Raw genomic sequence first — 21723 nt, 5'->3', positions numbered from 1 at the left:
CCCCGCGCCGAAGGGATCCGGCGCGGGGAATTCGGTCAGGAGATGGAGAGCGTGAGCGTCGCGCTGTAGTTGCCGGGTGCCTGGTAGGCCGGGACCGCCAGGGACAGACCCGCGTCGGCCTTGAACGTGCCACCGGTGACATCCGCGTTGGGCGCGGACGCCAGCGTGGCGCCGGTCTTGCCGATCGGGCCCGCGCTACCGGCCACCGCCTGGCTCGGCGAGCCCTCGCCGGGCGTGAGCTTCGGAGTCCAGGAGAACTTCTCCGCCGGGATGGTGCCGCCCGCGCCGTTGGTGAAGTCGGTCACCGCGCCGGTCAGCGTCCAACCGGTGGAGCCACCGCGGTAGTCCTTGACCGTCACCGTGTTCAGCGCGCCGGTCATGTTCTGCTCGGTGCCGTTCAGGGTCACGTCGGAAAGCTTGATCCCGGCGTTCTCCTGAGTGATCGTCAGGGCGCCGCCGGCGATCGTGCCGGTGACGTCCTGCTTGAGCGCGCCGGTCGGGGGGTTGCCCCCGTCGACCGTGAACGGCGCACCGGCGGACAGCGTGCCGGTGGTGTCCTCGGATGCCGCGATCAGCGTGGTGTCCGCCTTGTTGACCTTGACCTTGGCGGTGAACTTGCCGTCGGCACCGGCCTTCGCCATCACCAGGCCGGGAACGTCCGGCTGCTGGGCGGCGTTGGTCGGGATCACGTACACGGAGGCGTCCGGCGTGTAGCCCTCGCCGTTCACCGTGACCTCGGTGCCGACCGGCCCGTGGGTCGGGTTCAGGGTGAGCTTGCGCGGGTTGCTCGGCACATCGGCCTTGACCGCCACGTTCGACGTCTTGGACTTGTCGCCGACGGTGACCTTGAGCTGGTACGAGCCGTCCGCGACGGTCGCGCCGATCGTCGCGGTGCCGGCGAGCGCACCATCGGTGACCGTGAGCGCCCCGGTGACCTTGGTCGCGTCGCAGGCGTTGCCGCTCGCGTCGCACAGTTCGACCGTGGGCGTTCCGGCCGGCCAGTTCGTCCCGGCGACGGTGAGGGCACCGCCGGGCTTGACCTGTCCGGGCGTGGTGGTCAGGGTCGGTTCCTGCGGCGTGCTGTCGGCGACCTTGTAGGACGCGACCACGCCGTTGTTGCCGGTCACCTGACAGGTGGCCGTGGTGATTTTGCTCGTTTGGCCGGCCAGATAGACGTCCAGGGCGAACGTCTTGAGCGTCAACTCGATCGTCGTTCCCGGCGCGGCCTGCGGAATGGCCAGGTCGGCGGTGAACTCCGGCGGGTTGATGCCCTGGGTGGGTCCGATGTCCGAGGTGAACTTCGGTGCGGTCAGCGTGACTTCGCCACCGGTGCTCAAGGCGAAGGTGTATTGGCCGACGAAGCCGATATTCGGGAACGGGGTGTCCGGCCGCAGTGGGTTCTCGCCCGCGTCGACCTTGGCCTGCACCGTTCCCGGTGCCGAGCCGGTGTCCGGCGTGAGCGAGACGTCGAACGTCTGCTTGCCGGACTTGTTCCAGTTCAGGATCGGCTCGGTGCAGGTCAGATCCGGGTTGACCGACGCCGCGGAGGCCATCGGCGCACCCGCCACCAGTCCCGCGCTACCCGCGATCACCGCGACGCCGAACGTCGCGACGACCTTCTTGCTGGGTTTGAACATGTGGTGCTGCTCCCTTCAGGGGTTGCCACCGGCCGCCGGGGGCGGAGTGGTCGAACACCACACCGGAGCGGGTGCCGAGGAGCGTCGCACTACCGTGAGCCCGGCGCTCCGGTGCCGTACCTGGGCGGTCGCCTCGCTCGAGATCCAGTGCACACGGCCGAGGCGGCCGTCCCGCTGTCCGTCGATCCCTTTGCGGGACACGGACCCTGAGCCACGAACTGAAACGTGTTACAGATTCTGGCGTGCCATTCACGCGCGATCGCGCCGCATAGTCAATAGCCGTCGGCAAGCGCCGCGGTCGGCCTCCCGAGCCGGAAGGCCGACCGTCAGCAGACCCGGGTCAGGCGTTGCGCGAGGACCGCACCCGACGGGTCGCGAGCAACACCCCGCCGACGCCGAGCAGCCCGACGGTCCCACCGAGCAGACCCATCGAGAGCGCGTCGTCCAGCGGACCGGTCTTGGGCAGCGTGCCCGAGCCGGTGGTCGAGCCGGCCGTCGTGTCCGAGGTGGTACCACTCGTGGAGCCCGAGGTGGAGCCGGACGTGGAACCCGAGGTCGAACCCGAGGTCGAGCCCGACGTGGAGCCGGAGGTCGAGCCGGAGGTCGAGCCGCCGCTCGTCGCGGCAGCCGGGGTGGTGACCGAGTAGGCCACCGCCGTCGAGGTCATGTTGCAGGGCACCGTGAACTCCAGCGGCGGTTCGATGACCTCGATCTTCAGCTGGAACTTCTTGGGGCTCAGCTCGACCTTGCCCTTGGCATTGCTCGGCAACTGCACGTTGGCGTTGAACTTCGGGACGTCGATCCCGGCCTTCGCCTCCACCGTCATGGTGGTGGTCGCGCCCACCGCCGTCAGCGTCGCGGTCCCACCGTCGGACTTCGCGTCGAAGACGACCGTGGGAGTGATCTTGATGGGGGCCTTGAGCGGGGACGACGCGGGGCTGGGGCCCGGGTCGATGGCGAGTTGGATCGACTTGCCGGGCGTCGAGTCGGCCGGGCCGGTGATCGTGAAGGGCTGCGCGCCGGAAACCGACGTCTTGTTGTCCATCGCCTGGATGACCAGGGCGTCGGTGAACTCGCACTTCACCTGCGTGGTGACCGGCGCGGCGCCGGCCTGCGGCGCGAACGCCAGCATGCCGCCGGCCATGACGGCGAACGCCGCCAAGCCGCCCGCGGTTCGCTTATAGGGCCTGACCATACGGTGGTTCTCCCTTCGGGGGGATCTCTTGCTCGTCGAGAAGTCCTGATCGAAACGGCCGGAGCGGCGCGCGCTCAGCAGGGCCGTTCCGGCGTGTCGGCCTGCACCGACCCGGCACGCGCCCCGACGCATCGGGTACACGCGGTCGCCACACCCGACTTCCCCCTTTCGAGGCGCGGACCGGGCGGGAAACCGGACCACGCAAGCACCGGTGGGACACGCCTCGCGTTCCCTGGAGGGGGCTTCCCTTGGCGCGTCCGGGAGACATCGAGACTGTTCCAGTACTTGATGTCACGTCAGATCTTCGGGTGACGGTACGACAAGTGGCATGAGCGGACAACAGCGAAAAGCAGAAAATCTGCATCCGTCGGACACGGTTCCATATCGCGCGGACCAGCGAAATCACTCTGTCGACAAGGCGGTTGCCAGGTCCCCACAAACTCGACACGTGTCGCGTACAACTGCCGCACGAAAAGCCTGCAAACAGTGAAACTCCGGGCGAGAACCCCAGGAGCCCCGGCGCGTACACCGCGCGGCGCGCCCCGGGGACGGCACACCGTGGCCGACGAGCCCGGAAGCACCGCCGCGGCCCCCGTCCCGCCGCCGACGCACCGCCGCCTGTCACGGGTGAACGAAACCCGGGCCCGTCCTGGCGGCGACGCACAACGGGTCCGTGGGAACGGCCGGGGATGCCGGCCCGGGATGCCGGCCCGGGCGCACCCGACCACCATGCCCGTGACGCTCGGCCGCGTCGACGACGACGCTCTGTGCCGGCGCTTCTCGAACCCGTCACAGCCGGCTCGGACCCCTTGACACCACGTCAGGCAAGCGGAATCAATGGGCATTTGGCCCATTTATGGAACACGTTTCAGGCCACCCCGCAGTCGAACGAGCCGGGGGCGGCCGAAGCCGAGAAACGAAGAACAGGGAAGGGAGCGTCCCGCGCATGGTTCCACCCCGCAGGAGGCTGTTCGCGATGCTGGGGGCAGGCGTGCTCGCCGCCGGCGCGGCAGGTCTCACGGCGGTCGCCCCCGGGGCCCAGGCGGCGCCCGTGGAGCACGAGGTGAGTTGCCGACCGCCGCTCGCAGGCGGGCCCGACTTCACCTGGAAGCCCCGGATCGAGCTGACCGTGTCGGCCCCGAAGCAGGGCACGTACAAGGTCGGCGAGGAGGTGACCGTCACCTGGCACTGGGCCACTCCGCCACGCAACCCGTGGACCTGGACCGACGCATTCGCCGATACCGAGACGCCGAACGCCACGGTCAAGCTCTCCAACGCGCAGGTCGGCGACATTCAGCTCACCGGTCCCGCGAAGCACCCGAAGGCCGGCGGCTCCCAACCGCTCCCGGTCGCGGACATGACCGGCCGGTTCACCATCGCCGCCGAGGGCCGGATCGACCTCGCGCCGGGCGCGTACGTGCTCAAGCAGACCTTCATCCGGGACTCGCCCTGCACCCCGGTCCACCCGGACCGGCTGCCGGTGTCGGCGAGCCTCCAGGTCGGCACCACCCAGACCCCGGGCCCGAGCACGGGCGGCGGTTCGGCGGGCGCCGGCCCGGTGGGCGGTGGCTCGGCGGGCACCGGCAGTACTCCCGGCACGTCCACCACCCCACCTCCCGGCGGCGCCACGACCGATCCGAGCGCGGGCTCGGTGGGCGCCGTCGGCGACCCCACACTCGGCGGTGTCGGCGCCACCCCGGGGCCGTCCACCGGGGCCGGCTCGCCCCCGCCGAGCGCCCCGCCCCTTCCGCCGCCGCCCGCCGGCCAGGTGCCGCAGACTCCCGCGGACACCGTGGCCGGACCGTTGTTCATGCGCCAGGACTCGGCCGGCGTGACCATGCCGCAGTTCCAACCCAGCGACGGCACCCAGCAGTTGGAGGGCCGGCTGAACCCGGTCTCCATCCTGGATCGGCGCGGCAGCACACTCGGCTGGACGCTGACCGCACAGGCCAGTGACTTCGTCGGCCAGGGCGGCGAGATCGTCCCGGCCCAGCGGCTCACCTGGATCCCCGCCTGCACGACCGTGGAGGGCCCGCCCGCCACCGTCGGCACCGGCGTGCCCGGCACGGTCGGCGGCAGCGCCGAGGTGCTGTGTCGGCAGAACCCGAGCACCGGCGCGGTCACCGGCGGGGCGTTCGAGGCGAACGCCCTGTTGAACCTGTCGCTCCCCGGCGGCTCGCGCTCCGACACCTACACCGGGAATCTGACGCTCAGTCTGAGCTGAGTCACCGTCGGAGACCGGGACGCCCTCCTCGCATCGCGCGAGGAGGGCGTCCTTTCGTTTCCACACCCGAATCCCTTGACTTTGTGATCGTCGTGAAGCGGAATGATCACGCACGATTTCTGTAACACGTTCCACCTGGCAGGCAGGGCCGCACCCGATGGCGGCACCGGCCCGGTCGTGCACGAGGCATCGAGGCCCGCGCGTCGCGTCCGCTCGCGACGGCAGCGCGCCCGGCCTCTCGATGCGGTGTTTCGGCTGCCCCGCCTTCCCCGGCGCCGGCAGAGCGGTAACCGAGAAAAGGAACGCACCATATGTTCAAGGCAAACAGGCAACTCGCCGCGTCGCTCGGCGTCGTGACGATCGCCGGCACCGTCGGCATGGTGGCCCTCGCGCCCACCGCGAACGCGGCCGACGTGGACTACACCTCGCACTGTGTGAACCAGATCGTCAAGGACTTGGTGATCCCGGACGGCAATCTCAAGATCGACCTGTCGGTGGCGCCCGCCAAGGCGCGCTACGACGTCGGCGAAGAGGTCACCGTGACCTGGACCTGGAAGTCGTACCCGAAGGCGCCGCCGGAGATCCCCGTCGTCGGCAAGGTGGACAAGGACTCCACCCTGCCCAAGGGCAGCGTCACCCTCGGTGGCGCGGCCACCGGCGAGGTCGCGGTCGAGGGTCAGCGGATCAACCCGGAGACCGGTCCGGGCCAAGAGCTCGTGCTCACCAACATGACCGGCAAGGTCAAGCTGACCCAGGCCGGCGACGTGACGCTGACCCCGGGTCTGTACTCGACCTTCACCAAGGCGTTCGGCCTCGACGCCGAGACCAAGTGCAACCCGGTCTCCGCGGTCGCCCCCTCGGCCACGCTCAAGGTCGGCGCGGCCGACAAGCCGGTGCTCAACGCGCCCGCCGGTGCGGTCGAGCCCGGCAGCGAAGTCGCCCTGACCGGAAGCAAGTTCGCGCCGGGCGCGGTGACCGCGACGCTGGACGGCGGGCCCGCCGGAATCGCCTCCTCCACGCTCGCGGTGGACGCGTCCGGCAACCTGACCGGCAAGGTCAAGCTGGCCGACAACGTCGCCAACGGCACCCACACCCTCGCGGTGGCCGACGCCGAGGGCAACAGCGGCCAGGCGCAGTTGCTCGTCCGCAAGAAGGTCGACCCGACCGAGCCCGGCGACCTGGCCCAGAAGCTGGACGGCACGATCACCGCCGGCTCGCTGGCGATCACCCAGCAGACCGGCGGCATCCGGCTGTCCGAGGTCGGCGTGAGCGCGCAGGACCAGACCATGACCGGCAAGCTCAACACGGTCACCGTGACCGACCTGCGCGGCGGCAACGCCGGGTGGACGCTGACGGGTTCGATCACCGACTTCGCCACGCAGGCCGGCGAGACGATCCCCGCCGACAACTTCTCCTGGAAGCCGAAGGCCGCCAAGGCCGACGAGAAGTCCAAGGGCACCCCGGTCGCGGGCAGCGCGGGCACCATCGGCTCGGGTGCGACCCTGGCCTCGGTGCCGCAGGGCACGACCGGCACGGGCGGCACCTTCTCCGCCGACGCCGACATCGACCTGAAGGTTCCGGCCTACCAGGGCGCCGGCGACTACAGCGCGACGCTGACCCTGTCGATTTCCTGACAATAGGCAGCGGTTCATCGGCACGGGGCGTCCGCCGCATTCCCTCACTGCGCGGTGGGCGTCCCGTCGCTCATTCCCACCCGTCGAACGCCCGGCCGCTCCGCATACAAATCGTTGCCGCCGGATCGCGTTCCGCTGTTGACTTCGCAAACGCCCCCGGGCTCAATGGGAGGCGCTGTTTTCTGGAACAGGTTTCAGGAGTGGCATCAGCAGGAACGACCGGGTGACACCGGCGGGGTCGGGTGTCACCCCGCCGACGTCGAATCGGCGCACGGCACCGAATCGACCGTCCCGCGCCGTGCGGGTCACCGACGGCGGCGGACCGGTCCCGGTGTGGTGTTCGACTGCCCGCTCCCCCGGCGGGCCAGGCAGGCATCCCGAGGAGGGACAGCACCACATGCTCAGACCAAGAACCAGGGAAAGCACTGGGTCCAGATTCCGCAACAAGCGCGTGGCCGGCGTGCTCGGTACCGCCCTCGTGGCCGGTGCCCTGGGCGTGGGCGCGGGGGCACAGTCCGCGAGCGCGGCTCCTGTGACGTACAACGTGCACTGTGTACCGCCGAGCATCGGTGGCGGTCCGTTCGACTTCGACGCCCAGGTCGACCTGACCGTGGATCCGGTCAAGCCGAAGTACAACGTGGGCGACGAGGTCACGGTCACCTGGACCTGGAAGGACGCGGCGAAGAACCCTTCCTCCGTGACCGTCAACGCCGACGCGGTCAAGCCTCGGGGCAAGGTCCTGGTCTCCGGCGCGCAGGGCGGCGAGATCGCCATGGAGGGTCCGCAGAAGAACGCGCAGACCCCCGGCGGCGAGAAGTTGTGGCTGTCGACCATGACGGGCACGTTGAAGATCGCCAAGCCGGGCGAGCTCAAACTCTCTCCCGGCGGCTACACGAGCACCGCGAACATGTTCGGCAGCTGGGACACGCCGTGCACGCCGAACGGCACGCCGGGCGTGGGCGCGACGCTCGCGGTGGACGGCGCGGTCAAGCCGGCCACCGTGGCATTGAGCTGGAACGTGGTCCGGCCGGGCGCGACCATCGACGTGACCGGGGAGAACTGGCCGGTCGGCCCGGGCGGCGTCAACGTCGAACTGTGCGACCTGAACGGCAACGCCTGTGCGGCGGAAGGGGCGTCGGGCTCCACCCTCACCGTCGACGCCTCCGGAAAGCTGCTCGGCCAAGTCAAGGTCGCCGCCGGTCTGTCGGACGGCGTACGCCAGGTCCGGATCACCTCGGGTTCCGCTTCGGTCCTGGTGCCGGTCTCGGTCGTCAAGGACGCGCTGCGGCACTCCGAGCCGGTCAAGTACGGCGTGCGCTACACCCCGGCCTGGGGCAACGGCCCGGACTTCGACTGGCAGCCCGAGGTCGCCCTGTCGGTGAGCCCGGTCAAGCCGTGGTACGAGATCGGCGACGAGGTCACCGTCGGCTGGAAGTGGATCGGCTACCCGCGCAACCCCTCCAGCTGGGTGGTCGCGCTCAAGGACACGGTGAAGCCCAGCGGTACCGTGAAGCTCTCCGGCGCGCAGACCGGCGACGTGTCGGTCAGTGGGCCCAAGGGCAACCCGGCCACTCCGGGCGGCGAGGTGCTCAAGGTCGGCGACATGAAGGGCACCTTCAAGATCGCCAAGGCGGGGCGCATCGATCTGGCACCCGCCGGATACGGCTTGAAGGTCATCACCATCTCGTCGAGCGGCGTACCCGTCGCAACTCCGGTGGTCTCCCACTCGATCTCGGTCGGCCAACCCGCCCAGGCAAATCTGATCGTGGATCAGAATCTGCTGAAGCCGGGTGACGTCATGAAGCTGTCCGGGGCGAACTGGCCGACCGGCCAGGGCAACCCGCAGGTCCAGCTGTGCGCGGAGGACGGTTCGGGCTGCACCGGCTCGGCGTTCGTCGCCGGGTCCGGGTCGGTGGCCCAGGGCGGCGCGCTCACCGCACAGGCCACGCTCGGCGCGCAGGTGAAGCCGGGCAATTACCTGGTCAAGGTCAGCGTCGGTGTCACCTCGTTGACCGCACCGATCACGGTCACCTCGGCGGTCGTGCTGCCGCGCGAGATCACCGCCTCCCCGGACCGGGGGCCCTCGGGTACGAAGGCGCATGTGACGGGGAAGAACTTCACCCCCGGCGCGACCGTCGTGCTGGAGACCCTGGACGCCGGCCTCGGCGCGACCGGTGACACGGTGGAGGCCACCGCGGCCGCGGACGGCACGTTCGCCGTCGATCTGACCGTGAGCAAGCCCGGTACCACCCAGATCCGGGCGTCCGAGAAGAGCGACCGCAACAAGATGGCACTCGCCGCGTTCACCTTCGAGGGTGGCGGCGGTCCCGGTGAGGAGCCGGGGACGCTGTCGATCGTCCAGGCCGGCAACGGCGTCGTGCTCGCGGACGTCCCGTTCGCGAACCACGACCAGTCGATGACGGGCTCGCTGAACGCGGTCACCGTCACCGATGCCCGCAAGGGCACGCTGGGCTGGCAACTCACCGGCTCCGTCTCGGACTTCAAGGCCGAGGGCGGCAACTCGCTGCCCGCGTCCGCGCTGTCCTGGACACCCCGGTGCGTGGCCGAGCCGAACTCGGCGAGCCAGGTCGTGACCGGCTCGGCGGGCACGGTCAACGGCGGGCTGCTGTGCAGCTCGGCGGCGTCCACGGACCCGGCACACAAGACCGGTGGCGTATTCACCGCGAACGCGGGCCTGTCGCTCGCGATCCCGGCGTACCAGGCGGCCGGCACCTACACGGGAACCCTGACGCTCACCGTCTCCTGACGGCGCATCAGCCCTGCCCGGGGCGCCCCCCGACACCTTCCGAGGTGCCGGGGGGCGCCCCGTTCGCATTCCCCCGGCTCCCACCCCCAGCGAAGTGGAACTTGTTCCACCACAACGGGACGACACGTGTCACCGCAGGTCAACGCCCCGGCGAAGACCTACCCGCCGGTCACATGGGTCGTTCGCGCCTCTTGACTTCGCCGGATGAAAGCGCATCAATGTGACCCGCCCCACTTCTGTAACACGTTCCACTTACCACGCGCGTATCCGCCCCCATGCCGCCGACGCGACGCCAACGCCCGCCGCCGGCAAGGAACGCAGGACAGGGAGCAGCACCCCATGAAGCAACGCACCATGCGCCTGGCCGCCGGACTCGGCGTCGGCACGCTGGCGATCACCGGATTCCTCGCCGGCGCCCCCGCCGCCCTCGCCGGCACCGCGACGCCGACCGTCACGTGTTCACTGCCGCTGGGCCAGGGCGAGAAGACCGGTCCGATGTCGGTGACCGTGGACGGCCCCACCACCGCCAAGCCCGGCGAGACGATCGACCTCAAGATCACCCTCGGCCCGAGCCCGGCCACCAGCCCGGCCGCGCTCAACGGCATCAAGATGACGCCGTCGATCGACTTCGCGCTGTCCGGCGGAGCCACCGGCTCGGTCACCCTCAGCGGGGCCGAGACCACGATCGACATCCCGGCGAACACGCCGATCCAGAGCCCGCCGTTCACGGTCAAGCTGCAGATCCCGGCGACCGCGACCGGCACGGTCGACCTGACCCCGACCAAGACCACCACCGCCACGGTGACGCCGTACGGCAACTTCACCACGCCGTGCGCGGTCACCGGCGGCTCCGGCGTCGCGCAGAGCATCGCCGTACAGAGCACGCCGGAGACGGCCACCCTGAGCGCGTCCCCGGGCACCGTGGAGGCCGGCAAGGAGACCGTGCTCGCCGGTACCAACTGGACCAAGGGCGGCACCGCCACGCCCTCCCTGTGCGCCGCGGACGGCACCGCGTGCAACCCGGCGGGCATCTCCGCCAACAGCCTGCGGATCGGCGCCGACGGCGTGCTCTCCGGCGGCGTGACGGTGGCCCCCGGCACCGCGGACGGCGCGTACAGCGTCCAGGTCACCGACGGCAGCCGCACCGCCTCCACGCCGCTGACGGTCAAGAAGGCCGACGTCCCGGTCGTGCAGCGCAAGGTGACGCTGAGCAAGAGCACGGTCCGCCCGTGGACGTTCGTGAAGGTGTCGGGCGAGAACTTCACCCCGAACACGCTGATCGCCCTCGCGGGCGTCGAGGGTGCCAACCCGACCTTCAACTTCGGCCTCGCCTGGACCGACCGCAACGGCAAGTTCAGCTCGTGGATCCTGGTGACCAGCAAGAAGACCACCGGCATCACGGCGGTCGAGATCGACACGAGCTTCAAGTTCGACAAGCTCGGCATGGCCGGCATCACGGTGAAGTAAACGGCGCCCGCAGGGGCTCCGAGGACATCGGAAGGGGCGGGAACCACCGGTCGGTGGTTCCCGCCCCTTCGCATGCGCGGGCCGGGGAATCCGATGTTCCTCGCTCCTCCCGGATTTCGACCTTTCGTCGATCGGACTTCCGCGCCTGCCGGCCGAGGGCGCGACGGCGACCGAAGCGGGGAAATAGAGTCGAGAGTTCGAAAACCTTCGGGACAACTCGACACGCGTCGCGATCTTGGTGACTCGTGACAATCGGACCGGGGTATCGATATCCGCCTCACGAATTGATGCGGTCGGATTCCCGTGCGCGACGGAAGGTAATCCCGGGGGCGGCGCCGGCTGCACACACTCACCATTCTTCGGCCGTTTCCGTCGATCACCGCGAGCGACCGCGCGGAAACTCGTGGTCGCCGCACGGCCGGCTCGACCACACGACACACGACCCGGGCCGGCCCGACCGAACCCCTCGCAGCCGATCCCGGGCACGGCAAAGCCCGCCCCACCGGCACGGTGGGGCGGGCTTGTCGAACCGAGATCGCTACTGCCCGGCGGGTCAGTAGGCGAGCGACACCTGCGAACCGGCGAGAACACACGCGATGTTGTGGTTCGGGATGCCGGACACGGCGGTGACGTTGATCTGCACGCTCCAGTTGGTCGCGCTCGGGACGGTCGGCGTGGCACCGGTGCCGACCGGGGTGGTGAGCGTGCCGGAGGTGATCGTGCCGCTGGTCTTGGGCAGCGCGCCCAGGCCGACGGTCGAGGGGCTGCCGGCGGCGATCGGGTCGTTGAACTGGCCGGCGAACTGGGTGGCACCGCTGGTCGAGTCGAGCTTGGCGGTGGTGATCAGCTGGTTCGCGGAAACCGCGGTGGGCATGTTGAGCGACGTGACGAAGCGCAGCTTGTGCGTCGCGGTCGTGGACAGGGTGCCGGTCACGCCCGTGTAGGTCGTCCCGAGCGTCAGGTCCTGGCAGTTGTAGGTCGTCGAGACAGGGCCACCGGCGAACGCTGTGCCACCGAGGCCCAGGGTGGCGGCGACAGCGCCGGCAACGCAGACCGAACCGAGGGTGAGGATCTTGGACTTCGACATTTCGGTTGTGCTCCTTCGATCGGTTGGGGACTGACACGTCTCTCGCTGCACCCCATAGGCAAGCCCATAAGGGGTGTTCGAACCGAACAGGCGACAAGTCGCCGATAAAGAAGCAGTCGGGGCGTAACGCCCTCGCCGCAGCCAGAGTGAATCAAGCCTTCCGGTAACAGTCAATGCCCATCTAGGGACTTTTCTTCTTGTCGACACACTGACACGTGACGCATCGGAAGCGCAGTTGATCATGAAATCCAAACCTGTGAAAGATCCCTGTTCAGGACATGATCTTGGTGACACGTGTCGACCTTTCCAGGGCCCCGATTTCCATTGACTTCTCTGAATAGCCATAGCTAAATAACGCGCGAAGACATAAGAGGATCCGACCCGGATGCCCGGCCCGCGGCTTCGGCCGCGCGGGAGCCGCCAAGAGCCTCGTCGAACCCCGGAGCGCGCCCTCTCGAACGGGAACGCGACCCACGCAACTTCGAAAGGAGTCCGGTGCCCTCCAGATTCGCTCCAGGAAAGATCACCGTCGCTCTCGGCGCCGCGATCGTCCTCGGCACCACAGGCCTGGTGGTACTCGCGCCGTCGGCGCTGGCCGCCGAGGTCGACTACACCGCACGATGCGTGAACCGGACGCTCCCCTCGCTGGAGATTCCGGACACGAACCTGAAGCTGGACCTGGTCGTCACGCCCGCCAAGGCGACCTATCAGGTGGGCGACGTCGTCAACGTCGAGTGGCAGTGGAAGAACCACGCCAAGGTTCCGAAGAACCCGTACACCCCGGGCGTCGACAAGGACTCCACCCTGCCGACCACCAACGTCCAGCTCGGCGGGGCGATGACCAACAAGGTCGAGCTCAAGGGGCAGCGGATCAATCCCCCCGCGCTCGCCGGCGAGGACCTGATCCTGACCAACCCCGTGGGCCAGTTCACCCTGACCACGGCCGGCCAGGTCACGCTCACCCCGGCCGCGTACAACACCAGCACCATCGCGTTCGGCACGGTGGAGTCGTTCACCGACTGCACCCCGCTCAACACGGTGGCCGTCTCGCAGACGCTCACCGTGGAAGGGGCCACCCAGACCCCGACCCTGGCGGCCAACCCCACCACCGTCGCCGCCGGCGGCGCCACCGCGCTCACCGGCACCAACTGGTCCTCCGGCCAGGTGACGCCGTCGCTGTGCAAGGCCGACGGCACCGCGTGCGACCCGGCCGGGATCAAGGCCAACTCGCTCGTCGTCTCGCACGCCGCGCTCAGCGGCAACGTGAGCATCGCGGACGCGGTCGCCCCCGGCGACTACGTGATCAAGGTCGACAACGGCGGCGCTTCGGCGAGCACGCCGATCAAGGTCACCCCCGCCGCCGTGCGCACGGTCACGATCAGCCCGGACCACGGTCCGGTCGGCACCGCGGTCACGGTCACCGGTTCGGGCTTCGCGCCCAACAGCGGCGTGCAGTTCGCCTGGTCCGACACCTCCGACGTGCCGGACGAGACCACGTACGTCACCACGGACGCCTCGGGTGCGTTCACCGCCACCACGGAGATGTACTTCGAGGGCTTCACCCAGCTCATGGTGACCGAGACGGGCGCATGGGGCTCCAACCCCATCAAGCACCTCCCGTTCCGGGTCACCGAGCCGCCCACCGGCGGTCTCGAGCAGACGATCACCGGCGCCGTGACCCCCGGCGCGCTGACCATCACGCAGCAGGCCTCGGCCATCAAGCTGTCCGACATCACGCTCAACGGTCAGGCGCAGAACATGACCGGCGCGCTGAACACGGTCACCGTCAAGGACTTCCGCGGCGGTGCGACCGGCTGGACACTCACCGGTGCGGTCACCCCGTTCACCAACGGTGACGGTGGCACCATCGCCGCCGACAAGTTCTCCTGGACCCCGAAGGTCGCGGCCGGGCCGGGCTCACCGAGCGTCGCCGTGGCCGGCGCCGCTGGGCCGATCGGCTCCGGCGCCACCCTGGCCTCCGCACCCAACGCGGCGGTCACCGGCGGAACCTTCACCGCCGACGCCGACCTCTCGCTCGCCGTTCCGGCGTACCAGAAGGTCGGCACCTACAGCGCCACGCTGACGCTCTCCATCAGCTGACGCCGTATCACCGCTCACCCGGTCCGGCCCCGGAACGAAGAAATTCGTTCCGGGGCCGGACCGCTTTATGGGGGCATATTCAAATCACGCATTCCGGCGGCCTAAAGAAATGATCTTGGTGACACGTGTCGAACAAGAAACCCATTGTTCACTCTTGACTTCTCATCCATTAGGAGATGAATTCTCTTCTGAACTCTCGACTTGCTTGACCCATGCCGCCACGGTCCTTTATGGCGGTTTTCTTCCGCGCCGCGATCGACCTTCCGGGGGCGATCGCACCCCCGACCATGGAGGAACCACATGCGCGTAGCGCGCAGATCCACCACCGCGACGAGGACCGGACGCCGGCTGACCGCCGCGTTCGCCGGGACGGCATTGGCGATCACCGGCCTGGCGGCACTCGCTCCGACCGCCTCGGCCACCCAGATCAACCCCACGGTGAAGTGCAGTCTGCCCGCCGGTCAGGGCACCGCCACCGGCGTGCAGGCGATGGACGTCACCTTCACCCCGGCCGTCGCCGCTCCCGGCGCGACCGTGACCGCGAAGGTGACCCTGGGACCGAGCCCGGCCACCAGCCCGCTCGCGATGACGGTGCCGACCACGCCGACCATCGACCTGGCGATGTCCGGTGGCGCCACCGGCACGGTGACGGTCGTCGGACCGCTGCTGCAGATCCCCGTGCAGGCGAACACGCCGATCCAGACTCCGCCGTACTCGGGCACGTTCGTGGTGCCGACGAACGCGGCCGGCCCGGTCACGTTCAGTCCGATCCGCACGCTGACGTACACCAAGGTGCTCGGCTCCAACTACGAGACGCCCTGTGTCATCACCTCCGGCGGCGGTGCCGTCGGCAGCATCACCGTGACCGGCGGCCCCGGCACGCCGGCCACGCTGGACGCGCCGACCACCGACGTGCGGCCGGGCACCGCCGTACCGCTGTCGGGCGCCGTGTGGACGCCCAACGCGACCGCCAACGTGCAGCTCTGCGACGCCTCCGGTGGCGGTTGCAACCCCGGCGCCTTCACGGCCAAGACCCTGGTCATCGACGCGGCCGGCAACCTGAGCGGCACCGCGACCCTCGCGGGCACCACCGCCGACGGCAGCTACCGGGTCAAGGTCTTGGACGGTACGAAGGAGGCAAGCGCCCCGATCACCGTCAAGAAGTACGTGCCCAGCGGCCCGCTGCAGATCTCGATCACCCCGAACCGCGGCCCGGTCGGCACCGAGGTCACGGTGTCCGGCAAGAACTTCCCCGCCAACGAGACCGTTTCCTACGCGCTCACCGACTCCGGCGGTGTCCCGGACGAGTCGTTCTACGCCACCAGCACCCCGGACGGCACCTTCACCGGCACCATCCCGATCTACTTCGACACGGCCTCCGCGGTGCTCGCCTGGACCGGCTCCTGGTCCGGCAGCACCCCCTTCGCCTCGGCACCGTTCACCGTCGCCACCGACCCGCCGACCGTGTCCGCCTCGCCGACCACCAGCCACCCCGGTGGCAGCGTGACGGTGACCGGCGCGAACTGGACGCCGAACGCGACCGTCACCGCCCAGCTGTGCACCCCGAACGGCGCCACCTGCTCCTCGGCGCAGATCGCCCAGGGCCCGGGAGCGGCCGACGCGAACGGCAACCTGAACGGCACCGTCAAGCTGGCCTCCTCGGGCATCGCGGACGGCCAGTACACCCTCAAGCTGACCGACGGCACGGGCACCGCGTCCACCCCGCTCTCGGTCCAGCGCCGCTGGATCGAGCTGGACAAGACCTCGGGCCCGGCGGGCTCGTGGGTCAAGGTCTCCGGCCACGGCTTCGGCGCCTCGGCCTGGATCAACGTGAACGGCCTCAACGCCTCGGGCGGCAAGACGAGCGACTGGGCCGGCGCGTGGGCGCTGCCGAACGGCGAATTCTGCATCTGGATCTGGATGACGCGCGGCGACAACACCGGCATCGTCGCGGCGGAGACCTTCCACCCCGACCGCAAGGCGTCGACCGCGTGGACCGTCACCCCCTGACCTGATCCGGAGCGATCCGAACCACCGCCGACGAATCGACAGGGCGGGGCCGCATATCCCTCGGATATGCGGCCCCGCCTTTCTTTTCCCGATGCGGGCATCGACGGTATCGGCAATTACCGGATGAATACGGCGCCGAACCGACCATTGGCAACGCCCTTCCGGCGAGGAGAATCGTGTCCCGAATGCGAAGAATCGCGCGACGCAGGCTGATCGCCTCCACAGCCGTGGCCGCCGTCGCGGCGACCGGCGGTCTCGTCATCGTCACCCCGTCCGCGCACGCGGCACCGGTGGATTACTCGACCCACTGCACCAACCCGTTCTCGAATCCGCCCGACGGCCACATCCGAGTGGACACGGTGGTCACCCCCGAGAAGGCCACGTATGCCGTCGGCGAAGAGGTCTCGGTCACCTGGAAGTGGGTCGTCCACCCGCTGGCTCCGGCCGAGATTCCGGTCATCGGGAAGGTGCCCAAGGATTCGACCCATCTCAAGGGCGCGATCAACCTGAGCGGCGCCCAGACCGGCACCGTCCCGGTCCAGGGCCCCGCCGACAACCCGGAGACCCTGCCGGGCCAACCGCTGATTCTCGGCAACGGCGAGGGCAGATTCACCCTGAGCACCGCCGGCGACGTCGCGCTGACGCCGGGCGACTACTCGACGTGGACCCACGCGCTGGGCCTGGACGTCGAGACCAAGTGCACGCCCGTGGCCCCGGTCCCGGTCTCGCGCACGATCAAGGTCGAGGGCACCTCGCAGGAGCCGGCCACGCTGACCGCCACACCGGCCGAGGTCGCCGCCGGCGGCTCGCTCACCCTGGCGGGTGACAACTGGCCCGCCGGCGGCGTGGTCCCGGAGTTGTGCGCCGCCGACGGCTCGGCGTGCGATCCCGCCAAGATCTCGGCGAACTCCCTCTCCGTCGGCGCCGACAAGAAGCTCACCGGCACCGTCACCCTCGGGGTCACCATCCCCGGTGGCGACTACAAGGTGAAGGTCAGGGGCGGCGGCGTCGAGGCGCTCAGTGGCGTGGTCCGGGTCGCCGCGACCCGGCGCCGAATCGCGCTGAGCGTGGACCACGGGCCGGTCGGCACTCCCGTCGTGATCACCGGCACGGGCTGGACTCCGGGCAACTACGTCCTGGCGTACGGCATGGCCGGCGATTACCAGGACGACGACGTCACCGCCTACACCCAGGCCGGACCGGACGGTTCCTTCAGCATCACCGACTTCGTGGTGAGCAAGGACACCATCACCTCGATCAAGGTGAACGAGGGCACGGACGACACCGCCGTGAACAAGGCGTTCCGCGTCACCACCCCCGGCAGCGGCCCGGACCAGACGGTGAGCGGCGACGTCGTGGCCGGCGGCCTGACCATCTCCCAGGAAGCCCGCGCGATCAGGCTGTCGGACATCACGATCAACGGCCGGGCGCAGAACATGACCGGCGCGCTGAACACCGTCACCGTCAAGGACTTCCGCAACGGCACCACCGGGTGGACCCTCACCGGCGCGGTGACCGACTTCACCAACGGCACCGGCGGCAGGATCGGCGCCGACACGTTCACCTGGACGCCCAAGGTCGCCGCCGGCCCGGGTTCGCCCGGCGTCGCGGTGCCCGGCAGCGCGGGCCCGATCGGCACCGGCGCCACGCTGGCGTCCGCTCCGGCCGCCGCCACCACGGGCGGCACCTTCGCCGCCGACGCCGACATCTCCCTCGCCGTTCCGGCGTACCAGGCGGCCGGCACCTACAGCGCCACGCTGACCCTCTCGATCAGCTGACGCAGTTCACACGCACTCCGGGCGGCCCTCGCGACGACAGTCGCGGGGGCCGCCCTCTTTGCACGCCCATATCCGCAAACTCCGTCGATGCACCGCCGACAACCCGGCCCCGCCCGCACATCGGTGTTCGAATCCGCGTGCGTCCAAGACGGCGATCCGAGATCATTGATCCTGCCAAACATCGCGTCGGTGCTCACCCGTCGGGTCGCTCGCCCGACTCCCGCCGCGAGCTGTTTGTGGCTACCGACTACGAACCCCGGCAAGGAGATTCGTGCGCCGAATCAGGCACATCACTCGTCGCGCCACGGCGGGTTGCGCGACGGCGACCATTGTCGCGACCATCGGCCTCGTGGCCGCGTCCGCCCCGGCCACGGCGGCGGAGGTGGCGTACCCGGAGCGTTGTCACCTCGTCGGTCATCCCGCCCCGGTGTGGGCAACCGACGAATTCAAGGTCGACCTGACCGTCTTTCCGGAGAAACCCGTCTACAGTGCGGGCGAAACGGTCACCGTCACGTGGCACTGGCGGACCCAGCCGGCGATTCCCGTCCCGCCCGGCACCACCCGGCTGCGCGCCGTCGCCGAAGTACGGGTCGGCGGCTCCCGGCCGACCACGTTCACCGTATCCGGCCAACCCCGTGACCAGCCCGAACGGCCGGAATCGACGGTCGATCTCCGGGATCTCCAGGGCGTACTCCGACTCCCCGCCGGTGGGCCGATCACCCTGACGCCCGGCGCCTATTCGCTGACCGACGCCTTGTCGCCGGTGCCTGTCGTCATGTGTGCCCCCACCACACCGCCCGCGGTCTCGCGCACCCTGGAAATCGGGCCCGGACCGACCTTGGACATCGCCCCGACCCGGGTCCGCCCGGGCGAACGCATCGAGTTCACCGGCGAGGGCTGGCCGGATGGCGACGCAAGGGTCCAGGTGTGCGGAACACCGACCGACGACTGCTTCCCGGAGTGGGTGAGTTCCCCCACCGGCGCTGCCCGATCCGGGCATCTGACGGGCTCTGTGACGCTCTTCGAAAGGGGCCTCCCGCTGCCGCCGCCGGGCCGTCCCCTGTTCCTGCTCGTCTCCGTGGGCAGGTCCGGCGCGAGTCGGGAATTCACGCTGGGCGGACCGGAGTCGCCGCAGACGGGCAGCACGCACATCACCGGCGCGGTCCTGCCCGGCGGCCTGACCCTCCGGCAACAGGCAAGCGCGATAAGGCTTTCCGACATCACCCTCGACGGCACCCCACAGGCGATGACCGGCGCCCTCAATCCGGTCACGGTCACCGACGTGCGCGGCGGCTCGCTCGGCTGGGCACTGACCGCGGACGTCTCCGACTTCACCTCGCCCGAGGGCGGCCGGATTCCGGCCGACCGATTCACCTGGAAGCCCTCGGTGCAGGCCGACCCCGCCTCCCCGAGCACCGCAGTCCCGGGCGCTCCCGGCCGAATCGCCGGCGGCTCGACGCTCGCCTCCGCCCCGCCCGCACCACACACGGGCGGCACCTTCACCGCCGGTGCCGCAATCACGGTGGCGGTGCCCGCCTATCAAAAGCCCGGCACCTACAGCGCCACGCTGACCCTCTCGATCAGCTGACGCAGCCGTACCCGGCGACACGGCGGGCCCGCGCACCGGCAATCGGTGTGCGGGCCCGCCTCGTTCGTGCCGGTCGGCTCCCGGTCGACTGCCGCGCCGACTACTCCGCCGCCGTCAGCCGCTTCAGCGCCGCGTCGATGCGGGCCAGCACCCGGTCGCGGCCGAGTACCTGGAGCGACTCGAAGAGCGGCAGGCCGATCGTCCGGCCGGTCACCGCGACCCGCACCGGGGCCTGCGACTTGGAGAGCTTGAGGCCGTGCGCGGCGCCCGCGGCCTCGACCGCGGCCTTGAGCGCGTCCACGTTCCACTCGGCGGCCGCGAGTTCCGTGCGCGCACTGGCCAGCACGTCCGCGGCGCCCGGCTTCATCGCCTTGGCCCAGGCCGCCTCGTCCTCGGCGGGTGCGTCCAGGAACAGGAAGTCCACGTACATCGGGACCTCGTCGAGCACCGTGATCCGGGTCTGCACGAGCGGCGCGACCTCGGCGAACACGGCCGGGTCGTACGCCTCCTTCGCCCACGGCGCCTTCGCCCCGAGCACCCACGGCTCGCAGGCCCGCACGAACGCGTCCGCGTCGAGCGCGCGGATGTAGTCGGCGTTGAACGAGGACAGCTTCTTCACGTCGAAGAACGCCGACGACTTGTTCACGTCCCGCAGGTCGAAGAGCTGCTCCAGCTCCGCGTAGGGCCGGATCTCGATGTCGTCCTTGGGGCCCCAGCCGAGCAGGAACAGGTAGTTCACCAGCGCCTCGGGCAGATAGCCCTCGTCCAGGTAGGACTCCAGGGCCACCTTGTCCCGGCGCTTGGACAACTTCTGCCGCTTCTCGTTCACGATCACCGGCAGGTGCGCCCACTGCGGCGGGGTCGCGCCGAGCGCCTCCCACAACAGCTGCTGCTTGGCCGCGTTCGACAGGTGCTCCTCGCCGCGGATCACGATGGTGATCTTCTGGTCGACGTCGTCGACCACGTTCGCCAGCAGGAACACCGCCGAGCCGTTGCCCCGGGCCACCACGAAGTCCTCCAGCGAGGAGTTCGGGAACTCGGTGTCGCCGCGGACCAGGTCGGCCACGACGGTGACACCCTCGTCCGGTGTGCGGAAGCGCAGTGCGCGACCCTCGCCCGCGGCCAGGCCGCGATCCCGGCAGAAGCCGTCGTAGCCCAGGTGCTTGGAGCCGGTGCGGGCCTCCAGGTCCTCACGGGTGCAGTCGCAGTAGTAGGCCCGGCCGGCGTCGAACAGCCTGACCGCCGACTCGCGGTGCAGCGTCGTGTTCTCCGACTGGAAGTACGGGCCCTCGAAGGCCGGGTCGGACGCGTTGATCCCGATCGCCGCGAGCGCGCTGAGGATGCCCTCGGTCCACTCCGGCCGGTTGCGCGCCTCGTCGGTGTCCTCGACCCGCAGCACGAACGTGCCGCCGGCCTTGTGCGCCACGGCCCAGTTGTACAGCGCGGAACGAGCGCCACCGACGTGGAACATGCCGGTGGGAGAGGGAGCGAAGCGAACACGAACCGAAGAGGCAGACATGTGCTCCAGGGTATCCGCCGAGCGGGCCGGGTTCGGGCCGGCATCCGGCTCCGCGCAGGACCGACCGAACTCTCGGCTCGGCGCACGACCGCAGGGTGGCCCGGCTCACCGCACGCCACCCACGACACCCCGCACACCCCCGCGACACCCGGCTCCGCGCACGGCCCGAGGCACCCCGCTCAGCGCATGGCCTCCGGAACGGGCATGTCCACCCACACCGTCTTGCCGTCGCCCTGGTGCACGACCACACCCCAGTCCAGCGTCAACCGCCGGATGATGTGCAGTCCGTGACCGCCCGGTCGCGTTCCCGAGTGCGGCGCACGCGCTTGTGGCGGCTCCTCGCTGCGGTCGTCCACCTCGATCCGGAGCAGATCGCTCGTCCGCACGACACGCAGCTCGACGGGACCGCCCGCGTGCAGGCACGCGTTGGTGACCAGTTCGACCGCGACGAGCAGGACGTCATCGGCCGTCAGCATCACCTGTTCGTCGTCGGAACCCGACCATCCGTACGCGTGGAGCGTGTTGCGGATGAACGTCCTGGACCGCGCCACCGCCCCCGTCGCGCCCTCGAACGGCAATCTCCGCACCTGACGAAGCGGTGGGGTGGAGAAACAGGCACCCCCGTCGCCGGGCGCCTGCGATCGCATGGCGCACATCTACTGGCTCACCTCGCTCACGCTGCTACGCGGTGATAGTTGCCCGCATCCCGCTGGAGGA

Annotated in this window: 13 protein-coding genes; 8 read left to right on the top strand and 5 right to left on the bottom strand. The window is 69.9% G+C overall.

Features of this window, described 5'->3' with window-relative positions; all coding sequences use genetic code 11:
- Nucleotides 1-35 precede the first annotated feature (35 nt).
- Together ACFZBU_RS30010 and ACFZBU_RS30005 are read right to left on the bottom strand one after the other, a co-directional pair.
- Nucleotides 36-1637, bottom strand: a complete 1602-nt coding sequence (locus ACFZBU_RS30010) for a hypothetical protein (RefSeq protein WP_391586808.1) — start codon at nucleotides 1635-1637, stop codon at nucleotides 36-38.
- A gap of 340 nt (nucleotides 1638-1977) precedes the next feature.
- Complete coding sequence (locus ACFZBU_RS30005) at nucleotides 1978-2832, bottom strand: hypothetical protein (RefSeq protein WP_391586807.1); 855 nt, start codon at nucleotides 2830-2832, stop codon at nucleotides 1978-1980.
- A 946-nt stretch (nucleotides 2833-3778) separates the two neighbouring features.
- On the opposite strand from ACFZBU_RS30005, the gene ACFZBU_RS30000 reads away from it, so the two are divergent.
- From ACFZBU_RS30000 to ACFZBU_RS29985, 4 genes are all read left to right on the top strand, one after another.
- Entirely contained in the window at nucleotides 3779-5056 is a 1278-nt protein-coding gene (locus ACFZBU_RS30000) for a hypothetical protein (protein ID WP_391586806.1), read from the top strand.
- 311 nt (nucleotides 5057-5367) lie between these two features.
- Nucleotides 5368-6690 (top strand): WxL domain-containing protein, encoded by a 1323-nt coding sequence (locus ACFZBU_RS29995; RefSeq protein WP_391586805.1) that lies wholly within the window; start codon nucleotides 5368-5370, stop codon nucleotides 6688-6690.
- A gap of 397 nt (nucleotides 6691-7087) precedes the next feature.
- Nucleotides 7088-9457 (top strand): hypothetical protein, encoded by a 2370-nt coding sequence (locus ACFZBU_RS29990; protein WP_391586804.1) that lies wholly within the window; start codon nucleotides 7088-7090, stop codon nucleotides 9455-9457.
- Nucleotides 9458-9796: 339 nt separating this feature from the next.
- Entirely contained in the window at nucleotides 9797-10924 is a 1128-nt protein-coding gene (locus tag ACFZBU_RS29985) for a hypothetical protein (protein ID WP_391586803.1), read from the top strand.
- A 553-nt stretch (nucleotides 10925-11477) separates the two neighbouring features.
- Here the strand turns inward: ACFZBU_RS29985 and ACFZBU_RS29980 are convergent.
- Nucleotides 11478-12011 carry a hypothetical protein gene (locus tag ACFZBU_RS29980; RefSeq protein ID WP_391586802.1) on the bottom strand — a complete coding sequence of 178 codons (534 nt, stop codon included), beginning with the start codon at nucleotides 12009-12011 and terminating at the stop codon, nucleotides 11478-11480.
- Nucleotides 12012-12506: 495 nt separating this feature from the next.
- Between ACFZBU_RS29980 and ACFZBU_RS29975 the strand changes: the two genes are divergently transcribed.
- The 4 genes from ACFZBU_RS29975 to ACFZBU_RS29960 all read left to right on the top strand — a co-directional run bounded on the left by ACFZBU_RS29975 (nucleotide 12507) and on the right by ACFZBU_RS29960 (nucleotide 19487).
- Nucleotides 12507-14111, top strand: coding sequence for a hypothetical protein (locus ACFZBU_RS29975; protein WP_391586801.1), 1605 nt, complete (start codon nucleotides 12507-12509; stop codon nucleotides 14109-14111).
- A 300-nt stretch (nucleotides 14112-14411) separates the two neighbouring features.
- Entirely contained in the window at nucleotides 14412-16121 is a 1710-nt protein-coding gene (locus tag ACFZBU_RS29970) for a hypothetical protein (protein ID WP_391586800.1), read from the top strand.
- A 185-nt stretch (nucleotides 16122-16306) separates the two neighbouring features.
- The gene (locus tag ACFZBU_RS29965) at nucleotides 16307-17899 is read left to right on the top strand and encodes a hypothetical protein (protein WP_391586799.1); all 1593 of its coding nucleotides are present in this window, start codon (nucleotides 16307-16309) and stop codon (nucleotides 17897-17899) included.
- Nucleotides 17900-18170: 271 nt separating this feature from the next.
- A complete protein-coding gene (locus tag ACFZBU_RS29960) occupies nucleotides 18171-19487 on the top strand; it encodes a hypothetical protein (RefSeq protein WP_391586798.1) in 1317 nt (438 codons plus the stop codon).
- A 100-nt stretch (nucleotides 19488-19587) separates the two neighbouring features.
- On the opposite strand, the gene gltX is transcribed toward ACFZBU_RS29960, so the two are convergent.
- Both gltX and ACFZBU_RS29950 read right to left on the bottom strand, forming a co-directional pair.
- Nucleotides 19588-20958, bottom strand: a complete 1371-nt coding sequence (gene gltX / locus ACFZBU_RS29955) for a glutamate--tRNA ligase (RefSeq protein ID WP_391586876.1) — start codon at nucleotides 20956-20958, stop codon at nucleotides 19588-19590.
- Between the two features lie 227 nt (nucleotides 20959-21185).
- Nucleotides 21186-21593, bottom strand: a complete 408-nt coding sequence (locus ACFZBU_RS29950) for an ATP-binding protein (protein WP_391586797.1) — start codon at nucleotides 21591-21593, stop codon at nucleotides 21186-21188.
- Nucleotides 21594-21723: the final 130 nt, after the last annotated feature.

This window comes from Embleya sp. NPDC008237, assembly GCF_042956465.1.
GTDB lineage: Bacteria > Actinomycetota > Actinomycetes > Streptomycetales > Streptomycetaceae > Embleya.
Note: the sequence above shows the minus strand (reverse complement) of the source record. Positions and strands in the feature narration are given on the sequence as shown.